The organism is Bradyrhizobium sp. TM239, assembly GCF_036247985.1.
In the GTDB taxonomy this organism is placed as follows: domain Bacteria; phylum Pseudomonadota; class Alphaproteobacteria; order Rhizobiales; family Xanthobacteraceae; genus Bradyrhizobium; species Bradyrhizobium ottawaense.
In genome coordinates, this window is the sequence record NZ_BTIR01000001.1 from 711,279 (window position 1) to 722,500 (window position 11,222).

General features: G+C 65.0%; 11 protein-coding genes. 8 read left to right on the forward strand and 3 right to left on the reverse strand.

The features are described 5' to 3' along the window. Positions 1–5: 5 nt before the first annotated feature. Positions 6–1,550 (forward strand): acyl-CoA synthetase, encoded by a 1,545-nt coding sequence (locus AABA84_RS03480; protein ID WP_212252615.1) that lies wholly within the window; start codon positions 6–8, stop codon positions 1,548–1,550. 4 nt (positions 1,551–1,554) lie between these two features. Here the strand turns inward: AABA84_RS03480 and AABA84_RS03485 are convergent, their stop codons facing one another. Next, complete coding sequence (locus tag AABA84_RS03485; protein ID WP_338311372.1) at positions 1,555–2,097, reverse strand: methylated-DNA--[protein]-cysteine S-methyltransferase; 543 nt, start codon at positions 2,095–2,097, stop codon at positions 1,555–1,557. Between the two features lie 137 nt (positions 2,098–2,234). On the opposite strand from AABA84_RS03485, the gene AABA84_RS03490 reads away from it, so the two are divergent. Next, positions 2,235–3,053: an alpha/beta fold hydrolase gene (locus AABA84_RS03490; RefSeq protein ID WP_338311374.1), complete on the forward strand. Its 819-nt coding sequence runs from the start codon at positions 2,235–2,237 to the stop codon at positions 3,051–3,053. A gap of 2 nt (positions 3,054–3,055) precedes the next feature. Beyond that, positions 3,056–3,868 (forward strand): alpha/beta fold hydrolase, encoded by an 813-nt coding sequence (locus AABA84_RS03495; protein ID WP_338311376.1) that lies wholly within the window; start codon positions 3,056–3,058, stop codon positions 3,866–3,868. Between the two features lie 45 nt (positions 3,869–3,913). On the opposite strand, the gene AABA84_RS03500 is transcribed toward AABA84_RS03495, so the two are convergent. Then, the gene (locus AABA84_RS03500) at positions 3,914–4,369 is read right to left on the reverse strand and encodes a carboxymuconolactone decarboxylase family protein (protein ID WP_338308846.1); all 456 of its coding nucleotides are present in this window, start codon (positions 4,367–4,369) and stop codon (positions 3,914–3,916) included. A gap of 99 nt (positions 4,370–4,468) precedes the next feature. Here AABA84_RS03500 and AABA84_RS03505 point away from each other — a divergent pair, with 99 nt between their 5' ends. From AABA84_RS03505 to AABA84_RS03525, 5 genes are all read left to right on the forward strand, one after another. Continuing rightward, a complete protein-coding gene (locus AABA84_RS03505; RefSeq protein WP_338311378.1) occupies positions 4,469–5,338 on the forward strand; it encodes a sigma-70 family RNA polymerase sigma factor in 870 nt (289 codons plus the stop codon). Positions 5,339–5,516: 178 nt separating this feature from the next. Further along, positions 5,517–6,194 (forward strand): GntR family transcriptional regulator, encoded by a 678-nt coding sequence (locus AABA84_RS03510; protein WP_338311380.1) that lies wholly within the window; start codon positions 5,517–5,519, stop codon positions 6,192–6,194. Positions 6,195–6,337: 143 nt separating this feature from the next. Next, positions 6,338–7,138 carry a phytanoyl-CoA dioxygenase family protein gene (locus tag AABA84_RS03515; protein WP_212252605.1) on the forward strand — a complete coding sequence of 267 codons (801 nt, stop codon included), beginning with the start codon at positions 6,338–6,340 and terminating at the stop codon, positions 7,136–7,138. A 159-nt stretch (positions 7,139–7,297) separates the two neighbouring features. Next, positions 7,298–8,611: an NAD(P)H-dependent oxidoreductase gene (locus AABA84_RS03520; protein WP_338311381.1), complete on the forward strand. Its 1,314-nt coding sequence runs from the start codon at positions 7,298–7,300 to the stop codon at positions 8,609–8,611. 183 nt (positions 8,612–8,794) lie between these two features. Continuing rightward, complete coding sequence (locus AABA84_RS03525) at positions 8,795–9,883, forward strand: TRAP transporter substrate-binding protein (RefSeq protein ID WP_212252601.1); 1,089 nt, start codon at positions 8,795–8,797, stop codon at positions 9,881–9,883. A gap of 305 nt (positions 9,884–10,188) precedes the next feature. Here the strand turns inward: AABA84_RS03525 and AABA84_RS03530 are convergent, their stop codons facing one another. Next, the gene (locus tag AABA84_RS03530; protein ID WP_338311384.1) at positions 10,189–10,797 is read right to left on the reverse strand and encodes a hypothetical protein; all 609 of its coding nucleotides are present in this window, start codon (positions 10,795–10,797) and stop codon (positions 10,189–10,191) included. Positions 10,798–11,222 lie beyond the last annotated feature (425 nt).

Below are 11,222 nucleotides of genomic sequence, written 5' to 3' on the forward strand. Positions count from 1 at the left end.
TCGACATGACCCACCCCTCCATCCACGCCCGCACCACGCCCGACAAGATCGCCTACCAGATGGCCGGGACCGGCAAGGCGATCACCTATCGCGAGCTCGACGAGCTTTCGAACCAGGGCGCAAACCTGTTCCGCTCGCTCGGTCTCAAGGCCGGCGACCACATCGCGCTGCTGATGGAGAACCGCCTCGCCTTCATGGAGCTGTGCTGGGCCGCGCAGCGGAGCGGGCTCTATTACACCGCGATCAGCCGTTATCTGAAGCAGGACGAGATCGACTACATCATCGCCGATTGCGGCGCCAAGGTCGTGATCACGACGCCGAAATGCGCCGACCAGATCAAGGGCCTGATCAAGGGCGCCGCCGGCGAGCCGATCTTCTACATGATGGACGAGCCACAGCCCGGCTTCCGCTCCTACGACAAGGAGGCCGCAGCGCAGCCGACCACGCCGATTGCGGATGAGGTCGCGGGCTACGACATGCTGTATTCGTCCGGCACCACCGGCCGCCCCAAAGGCATCAAGAAGTCGTTCGAAGGCAACAGGATCGACGTGCCGAACGCCTTCCTGCGCGTGCTCTGCGCCGACATGTGCGGCATGAACGCAGAGAGCACCTATCTCTCGCCTGCGCCGCTCTATCACGCGGCTCCCTTGCGCTTCAACATGATGGCGGTCGTGCTCGGCGGCACCTCCATCATCATGGAGCATTTCGACGCCGAGGAATTCCTCAAGCTCGTCGAGAAATACAAGGTCACCCAATCACAGCTGGTACCGACCATGTTCGTGCGCATGCTGAAGCTGCCGGACGAGGTTCGCAACCGATACAACGTCTCCACGCTCAAGGGCGCGATCCACGCCGCCGCGCCTTGCCCGATCGACGTCAAGGCCAAGATGATCGAATGGTGGGGGCCGATCCTGATCGAGTATTACGCGGGCTCGGAAGGCAATGGGGTCACGGTCTGCAATTCGCAACAATGGCTGGAGCATCGCGGCAGCGTCGGCCGGGCCGTGGTCGGCAAGATCAAGATTCTGGACGAGAACGACGAGGAGCAACCGCTCGGCGAGATCGGCACGGTCTATTTCGCCGACGCGCCAGCGTTCACCTATCACAACGACCCCGAGAAGACGAAGAAGGCCTACAACGCGAAAGGATGGTCGACGCTCGGCGACGTCGGCTATCTCGACAAGGAGGGCTTCCTCTATCTCACCGACCGCAAGTCCTACATGATCATCTCCGGCGGCGTGAACATCTACCCGCAGGAGACCGAGGACGTGCTGATCACCCACCCCGACGTCGCCGACGTCGCTGTGTTCGGCGTGCCGAACGAGGAGATGGGCGAAGAGGTGAAGGCGGTCGTGCAGCCGCACGACATGGCTCGCGCCGGCAAGGCGCTCGAGGCCGATTTGATCGCCTATTGCAAGGGCCGCCTCTCCGCCATCAAGTGCCCGCGTTCGATCGATTTCGAGCCCGAGCTGCCGCGCACGCCCACCGGCAAGCTGGTGAAGCGGCACTTACGCGATCGGTATTGGCCGAAGACGGCGGCGAAGATCTGACGCCTCAATCAAACAAACTCGGCGTGTGGTTCACCAGCGCGCCTTCGATCTCGAGCATCTTCAGCTTCGTCACCACGCCGCCATTGGCCGAGAAGCCGCCGGGCTTGTTGCCGGCCGCCAGCACGCGATGGCAGGGCACCACGATCGGACACGGATTGTGGCCGAGCGCCTGGCCGACGTCGCGCGAGAGCTGGACGCCGCCGAGCTGCTTGGCGATGTCGCCATAGGTGAGAGTCTTGCCGGGCGGGATGGCGCGGGCGATCTCATAGACGCCGCGGTTGAACTCCGGCACGCCGTCGAGATCGAGCTCGATATCGGTGAGATCATCCGGCTCGCCCGCGAGCAGTTTTGTCATGCGGTCGATCGCCTGCTGCACCTCGGCGGTCGGCTCGGCCTCGCTGGCATCACCGTGGCGCTGGCTGATGCGGGTGCGGATCTTCTGCTCGCCGCCCATCGGCAATTGCGTGCCGTTGATACCGCGCGGGCCCCAGGCGATGGCGCAAAGGCCGATCCTGGTGTCGAACAGGGCGAAATGCTGGTCGGTCATGGCTTGGTTCCTGAGCTTGCGTTCCCGTCGCATGCCCCCAATGTGATCTCAGACCAAATCTAGGCTTGGAAATAGTTGCGATCCACCCGGTTTCCGGGAATCTTGCACAGGAGTTCCAATCCCTTCGCGAGCCCGAAATGCAAAGCCTCCACGTCAACGGATACGACATGCCCTATCTCGACGTGGGCGAAGACAGGGGCCGACCGCCACTGGTCTGCGTGCACGGCTCGCTCAACGACTTCCGGGTCTGGGGCTGCGTGCTCGGCCCATTGTCGCAACGGCACCGCGTGATCGCTGTCAGCCTGCGGCACTTCTTCCCGGCGCGATGGGACGGCATCGGCGACACCTACTCGATCGCCCAGCATGTCGACGACGTCGTCGTCTTCATCGAGGAGCTCGATCTCGGTCCGGTCGACCTGATGGGCCATTCCCGCGGCGGGCACATCTGCTTCCGCGTGGCGCAGCGGCGGCCGGATCTGTTGCGGCGGCTGATCCTCGCCGAACCCGGCGGCGAGCTCGATGCGAGCCTCGACCCCGACTATGCCGGCGGGCCCTCGCCCCTCCTGGCGCGCTTCATGGCTTCCGCGGAGAAGATCGCCGCCGGCGACGTCGATGGCGGCCTCGCCGTCTTCGTCGACACGCTGGAGGGCTCCGGCACCTGGCCGCGGCTGCCGGCCCTGGTGAAGCAGAATTTGCGCGATAATGCCTATACGCTGATCGGGCAGGTCCGCGACAATCGCCCGCCGTTCTCGAAGGCGGATGCGGAAGCGATCAAGATGCCGACGCTGTTCATCCTGGGCGCGCGGACCAAGGGCCTGCTGCCGAAGGTGCTGCATGCGCTCGCGGCGCATGTGCCCTATTCCACAACGGCGATCATCCCGAACGCGACGCATCCGATGTTCGAGCAGGCGCCGCAAAAATACTCCGAAGTGGTCCTGGATTTTCTGGCGAGCTGACCATGCAGACATTCCACGTCAACGGTTACGACATGGCCTATCTCGACGTCGGAGAGGGCCATCCGCTGGTCTGCGTGCACGGCACGCTCGGCGACTTCCGCACCTGGTATTCGGTGCTCGGCCCGCTATCGAAAGCGCATCGCGTGATCTCGGTCAGCCTGCGGCATTTCTTCCCCGCGCATTGGGATGCCGTCGGCGACGACTACAAGATGGCGCAGCACGTTGCCGATGTGATCGCCTTCATCGAGCAGATCAGGCCCGCCCCCGTCGACCTGATGGGTCATTCGCGCGGCGGACACATCGCGTTTCGCGTGGCACAGGCGCGGCCTGATCTGGTGCGAAAGCTGGTGCTGGCCGAGCCCGGCGGCGATCTCGACGCGAGCCTGCCGGTGCCGGAAGGCACGCCGGCGCATCCGCCGCTGGCCGCGCGCACCGCGCGATCGGTCGAGATGATCCGCGCCGGCGATATCGAGGGCGCGCTGCAGAATTTCTACGAAGGCATCGAGGGCGACGGCTCGTGGCGGCGCGTGCCCGCGGCGGCCAAGCAGCAGCTGCGCGACAACGCGCTGACCTTCCTCGGCCAGATCAACGAGCAGCGCAGGCCCTACACGCTCAGCGATGCGCAGGCGATCCGCACGCCGACGCTGCTGATCGGCGGCGGCGCCACCACGGGCAGCCTGTCGGTGATGTGGCGCGTGCTGGCCGAGCATATCGCACGTGCCCGGACGGCGGTGATTCCGAACGCCGGCCACTGGATGTTCGAACAGGCCCCGCTTGAGTTCGGCGAGGCGGTGAGCAGGTTCTTGGCGGAGTAGGTGCTCTCTTCGCCTCTCCCCGCAAGCGGGGAGAGGGGAAGACACTCACACCTTCCAAACACCCACCGGCATCTTGATCGCCGCGTTGAGCCGGTTCCAGACATTGATGGCGGCAATCGAGAGGATCAGCGTTGCGAGCTCGCGCTCGTCGAAATGCTTGGCGGCCTCGTTCCAGATCGCATCCGGTACCGGGTCCTCGCGATCAGCGAGGCGGGTGACGGCCTCGGTCAGCGCCAGCGCGGCGCGCTCGGCGTCGGTGAAATAGGGCGCATCGCGCCAGGCGGACACGGCAAACAGGCGCTCGTCGGTCTCACCCAGCCTGCGGGCGATCTTGGGATGCATGTCGACACAGACGCTGCAGCCATTGATCTGGCTGGCACGCAGGTGCACCAGTTCGAGGAGCTTTTCCGGCAGGCCCTGCTTGGTCAGATTGCCGAGGGACTGCAGGACATTCATGGCCTCCGGGAGGACCATGACAGGGTGATTCATGCGGGCGTGCATCTTTTTCGTCTCCATCGCTCGAATTTCGAAGGTTCCGGTCACATCGGCCGGATTGGCTTCGTCATGGGCATGACGGATCGCGACGAGGGAATGTGACCGATGACCGAAAAAAATTTCGAAGACGATTTTCTCAGCCACCAGTTCGAGGCCAGCAGGGATCATCTGCGCGCGGTCGCCTACCGGATGCTGGGCTCCGGCGCTGAGGTCGACGATGCCGTGCAGGAGGCCTGGCTGCGGGTCAGCCGCTACGACATGTCCGATGTCGCGAACTTGCGCGGCTGGCTGACGACGGTGGTCGCGCGCATCTGCCTCGACATGCTGCGCGCACGGAAGTCGCGCAAGGAGGAGCCGATGGGCCCGCATGTGCCGGAGCCGGTCGACGAGGCGCGGGAGCGCGAGGCGGAGATGGCCGATTCCGTCGGCGCGGCGCTGCTCGTCGTGCTCGAGACTTTGCAGCCGGCGGAGCGGCTCGCCTTCGTGCTGCACGATATGTTCGCAGTGCCCTTCGAGGAGATCGCGCCGATCGTCGGCCGCTCGGTCGACGCATCGCGGCAGCTCGCGAGCCGGGCGCGGCGGCGGGTGCAGGGGGCCCCGGTGCCCGAGACCGACCTGTCACGCCAGCGCGGAATCGTCGATGCCTTCCTCAAGGCGTCGCGCGAGGGCAATTTCGAGGGGCTGCTCGCCGTGCTCGATCCCGACGTCGTCTTCCGCGCCGATATGGCCGCGGTGCGGCTCGGCTCGCTGCCTGAGATCCGCGGCGCGGATGCGGTCGCGCAGCTCTACAAGGGGCGCGCCCAGGCCGCACGGACGGCACTCGTCGACGGCGAGATCGGCGTTGCCGTCATTCTCGGCGGACAGCTGCGCATCGCGCTGCGTGTGACGTTCAACGGCGAACGTATCGCCGGGATCGAGGCGCTGGCCGATGCGGAAGGAATCGCCGCGCTGGAGGTGGAGGTGCTGGAGGGCTGAGGCGGGCGCCTTTTTGCGAAAACAACCCCATGCACAGTAGACGGGCACAGTAATATCAATGACTTAGTGGAGCAGCACGGGGCGCCATGGCATGGGCGCGGAGCCCGTCTTGACGCCCCTCCCCTCCCGCGATACCTTCGAATACGGAATTCCGTATTCCCTCACAGGAGCTGCTGGCGTGATCCCTCTCGACCCGCTCCCGAACCTGATCGACCAGGTCTATGCCCGGATCCTGGAGGCGATCTCCGACCGCACGCTTCAGCCCGGCCAGCGCATCCGGCAGAACGAGCTCGCCGACAAGCTCGGCGTTTCGCGCCAGCCTGTCTCGCATGCGCTGCACCTGCTGCACCGCCAGGGTCTCGTCGCCGAGAGCGGACGGCGCGGCTTTGAGGTCACCCAGCTCGATCCCGCGCGCATCCGCCAACTCTACGAGGTGCGCGGCGCGATCGACGCGCTGGCCGCGCGGCTTGCGGCGAAGCGCGCCGCCAGCGACGCGGCAGGACGCGCACGGCTGGAGGCTGCGTTCGCCGCGGGGCGGGGCATCGACCGCAACACGACACTCACTGAATTGATCGTGCTCGACGTGGATTTTCACCGCGCGATCTATCAGCTCGCCGGCAATCCCGTGATCGAGGAGACCATTGCGCCGCAATGGCCGCACATGCGCCGCTCGATGGCGACGGTGCTGTCGGAGCTCGACTACCGCGGCAGCGCCTGGGCCGAACATGCCGATATCGCCGGACACATTCTCGCGGGCGACGTGAAGGCGGCCGAAGCCGCCGCGCTGGCGCATGCGCAGACGGCGGGACGGATGACTGAGGAGAGATTGAGGGCGAGCGAAGAGGCGGCGGCGTAGCGACAAACGCCGTCATTCCGGGCGCGCGACAGCGCGACCCGGAATCCATCGGGCCTCAGAAGCTGTGGAGAAATGGATTCCGGGCTCGCGACTTCGTCGCGCCCCGGAATGACAAAAACAAACAAAACAGGAGGAAACGGCCCATGAAACTGTCTCAGGAGCAATTGGAGTTCTTCCACCGCGAGGGCTGGCTGTTCTTGCCCGAGCTGTTCAGCCAGGAGGAGGTCGATCTGCTGGCGCGCGAGGCGGTCGGCATTTACGACGCCAACCGTCCCGAAGTCTGGCGCGAGAAGAGCGGCGCGCCGCGCACGGCTTTTGCCGCGCATCTCTACAACGAAGCGTTCCGTATCCTGGGCGCCCATCCGCGCATGATCGACCCGGTCGAGCAGCTGTTCGGCGAGCCCGTCTACATGCACCAGTTCAAGATCAACGCGAAATCGGCCTTCACCGGCGATGTCTGGCAATGGCACCAGGATTACGGCACCTGGAAGCGCGACGACGGCATGCCGGAGCCGCGCGCCATGAACATCGCGATTTTCCTCGACGAGGTGATGCCGATCAACGGTCCCCTGATGCTGGTGCCGCGCAGCCAGAATGCCGGCGATCTCCAGGCCTCGCATGACCTCGCCACCACCTCCTATCCGCTATGGACACTGGACGAGGCGACGGTGACGCGACTGGTGAAGGAGGGCGGCATCGTCGCGCCGACCGGCAAGCCGGGGGGCATGCTGATGTTCCACGGCAATCTCGTGCACGGCTCGGCCGGCAACATCACGCCCTTCCCACGCAAGATCGTGTACCTGACGCTGAACGCCGTCTCGAACTACATCCGCAATCCCACGCGGCCGGACTACATCGCCCATCGCGACTTCGCCCCGATCAAGACGGTGGACGACGACGCGCTGCTGCGGCTTGCCCGTGCACCGCGGCAGGCGGCGGAGTAAACAGGTCTCGTGCCCGGGACGCAGCGCAGCGCCTCTTCGACGATGCGCTGCAGAGCCGGGGCCCACGCCGCACGGATAACTCTCTCTGGGTCCCGGCTCTGCGGAGCAGCGTTTCACGCTGCACCGCGTCCGGGACACGATACTTGATCGGATAGCAACATGAACCTCTTCCGCCTCCTCCAGGCCCGCGCTTCCGCCGGCAAGCCCGTCCGTGTCGCGCTGATCGGCGCGGGCAAGTTCGGCTCGATGTTTCTGGCGCAGGTGCCTCACACGCCGGGGCTGGAGGTGCCCATCATCGTCGACATCGACCGCGACCGCGCACGCGAGGCCTGCCGCACGGTCGGCTGGAGCGCAGAGCGGATCGCCGCAACCGTCTTTACCGATGACGGCGCGCGCGCCATTGCCGGCGGCGCGATGGACGTGGTGGTGGAGGCGACCGGAAATCCTGCCGTGGGGATCAAGCATGCGCGCGCCGCGATCGCGGCGGGCAAGCATATCGTGATGGTGAATGTCGAGGCCGACGTGCTGGCCGGTCCGCTGCTCGCCGAGGAGGCGCGCAAGGCGGGCGTGGTCTATTCGCTCGCCTATGGCGACCAGCCGGCGCTGACTGCCGAGATGGTCGACTGGGCCCGCGCCACCGGCTTTCGCGTCGTCGCCGCCGGCAAAGGCACAAAATACCTGCCGGCCTATCACGACGTGACGCCTGACGGCGTCTGGCAGCATTACGGCCTGACCGCGGGCGAAGCGCAGTCGGCCGGCATGAACCCGCAGATGTTCAACTCCTTCCTCGACGGCACCAAATCGGCGATCGAGATGGCTGCGATCGCCAATGCCTGCGCCCTCGACGTACCCGCGGACGGACTGCTGTTTCCGCCCTGCGGCGTCGACGACCTCCCGCACATCATGCGGCCGCGCTCGCGCGGTGGCGTGCTGGATCGGGCGGGCCTGGTGGAGGTCGTCTCCTCGCTCGAGCGCGACGGACGGCCGGTGTTTCGCGACCTGCGCTGGGGCGTCTACGTCGTGCTGGAGGCGCCGAACGACTACGCCGCCGACTGCTTCAGGCAATACGGACTCAAGACCGACGCCAGCGGACGCTATGCTGCAATGTACAAGCCCTATCATCTGATCGGGCTCGAGCTGAATATCTCGGTGCTGTCGGCCGCGCTGCGCGGCGAGCCGACCGGCCAGGCCAGCGGCTTCCGGGGCGACGTCGCGGCGGTCGCCAAGCGCAATTTGCGCGCGGGCGAGATGCTGGACGGCGAAGGCGGCTACACCGTGTGGGGCAAGCTGGTACCGGCGGCAGCAAGCCTGAAGGCCGGCGCCTTGCCGATCGGACTTGCGCATCGCCTGAAGCTGAAACACGACGTCGCGCACGGCGCGGTGGTGCACTGGAGCGACGTGGAGTTCGACGCGGGCAACGAGACGGTGAAGGTTCGAAAGGCCATGGAAGCCGCGTTCGCAGCGCAGCATTGAACGGCAGCGACGATAGCGCAACCAAAGTGCGCTTGATTTGCGCTCCCCCTTTGGTCATCCTGAGCGCGATCCGGGACATCTAAATCTCGGACGCCAAGAAACGTCGGCCAGCGGCGAAGATAAAGCGACGCAAGATCGCGATCCCTCGTCGAGGACACGACATCACAGGAAGAGGGGAGACGCATGGAACGTCGTAAGTTTCTGACGGCAGGGGGGCTGGGCCTGGCCGCGAGTGCAGTTGCCGCGCCGGCTATCGCACAGTCGATGCCCGAGGTGAAATGGCGGCTGGCGGCGAGCTGGCCGAAATCACTCGATACGCTCTATGGCGGCTGCGAATATTTCTGCAAACGTGTCGCCGAGATCACCGACAACCGCTTCCAGATCCAGCCCTTTGCCGCCGGCGAGATCGTGCCCGGCCTGCAAGTGCTCGACGCCGTCTCGAACGGCACCGTCGAGATCGGCAACACTGCGCTCTATTACTATTGGGGCAAGAACCCCGCATTCACCTTCGGCACCTCGCTGCCGTTCGGTCTCAACACCCGCCAGCACATCTCCTGGCTGTTGTGGAATGGCGGTCAGGAGATGATCAACGATCTTTTGAAGGAGCATAATGCGATCGGCGTTCCGACAGGCTCGACCGGTGCCCAGATGGGCGGCTGGTTCCGCAAGGAGATCAAGACCGTCGACGATCTCAAGGGCCTGAAATTCCGCGTCGGCGGGTTCGCCGGCACCATCATCTCGAAGCTCGGCGGCGTGCCGCAGCAGATCGCGGCCGGCGACATCTATCCGGCGCTGGAAAAGGGCACGATCGACGCGGCCGAGTGGGTGGGCCCGTATGACGACGAGAAGCTCGGCTTCGTGAAAGTCGCGAAGTACTACTACTATCCGGGCTGGTGGGAAGGCACCGGCCAGGGCCACAACATCATGAATCTCGAGAAGTGGAATGCGCTGCCGAAACATTATCAGGCGGCGATTTCGGCGGCCTCGCTCGATACCTTCACCTGGGTGACCGGCAAGTACGACTCGGTCAATCCGCCCGCGCTCAAGCGGCTGCTCGCCGCCGGCGCGATCCTCAAGCCATTCCCCCAGGAAGTGCTCGAGGCCTGCTATGGCGCGGCGGGCGAGATCTACGCCGATCTCGCCAAGAGCAATCCGCATTTCGGCAAGATGTATGCGAGCCTGACCGCCTACCGGGCCGACTCGCTCGCCTGGATGCAGGTCGCCGAGCTCAGCTTCGACAGCTTCATGATGCGGATGCGGACGCGGACGTAACTGCGTCGCGCTGCGAGGGCCGAAACGACAAAAGCCCCGGAGATGTCTCCGGGGCTTTTTGTTGGGCGCGGCTGCAATTTTTTCGAGGTCGCCGCGAGGTCGAGCCACATCAACGGTGTCATCGCCCGGCTCGACCGGGCGATCCAGTATTCCAGAGGCCGGCATGAGAGAGCTCGCTCTCACCACATCCGCTGCGGCGTACTGGATGCCCCGCTTTCGCGGAGCATGACAGTGGAGATTGTGGCTGGCGACATTTCATCCTCGCCGCGCAAAGCGTTGCGGATTGCAAGGATCCAGTAGCTTCCTCAGTTCTCGTCATCCCCGAGCGCTGCGACCAGCTTGTCGTAGTACTTGGCGACAAGATCGATATTGGCCTTGTTCTCGACTGTCGGTGCCGGCGTCTTCAGCGCCTCGTTGAGCTCGTCGAGTGCTTCCTTCTTGTCCTTGGCCGGCATTTTCTTGTCGGCCTGGAGCTGCGCGATCTGCGCCTTGATCACGGCTTCGGGGCCGACATATTTCTTGGTCGCGGGATCGAAGCCGCCGATCACCAGGCTGATGTTGTCGACGACGTTGTTGTAGTCGTCATAGCCGGCGAAGCCGTGCTTCTTGGCGACGCCGTCGAGCTGAGCGATCACCTTCTGGTCGGGCGCGGTGTTCTCGGGGAGTTTCTCCGTGATCGCGTCCATGTCCTTTTGCGCGGCGAGCACGCCATCGAGCTGTTTGTCGGTCAGTGCGATCTGCTTGAGCGCCGGAGCCTGGGCGGGCGCGGCCTGCGGGGCCGGTGCTGTCTGTTGTGCCGGCGCAGCCTGCTGCTTGGCTTGCGCAAATGCAGAACCGGACGAGGCGAGCGATGCTGCGGACAAGAGGCACGCGACGCCGAACGCGGTGAGGGCGGGACGAAGCAATGCTGGCATGGAGGTCTCCTCGTGAAGGGGCAGGTTTGTCGTGGAGCGAAAACCCTTGGCGATCGAACGCTAGGGAACTCGAAATGAACTCGGTATGAACTCCGCGCGCTCCTGCTAGCGACCGATCATGGCTGAATGATCACAACCCTGTGGTGCCCCCGGAGATCACCAAACATTGTTCGGCATGCAATCCATCTGTTGTGCGGCCTGCCTGTCTCGGCGAGCTTCCAAACCAATCGAGGATCCGACCATGGCGGCGCGGCCACGTTCAGCCTCATGTCAGCGATGACGGAGCTGAAGACCTGTGACAGCTCGTTGTGCCGTAGAAGAACGCGCTCATGACCAAGGCGCACGATCGCGCCAACGGTGAAGAGCTGCGAGGACCTGTCGTCGGTCCACGATGGAATGCGCAGCGCGCGAAGCATTTCTTCTGC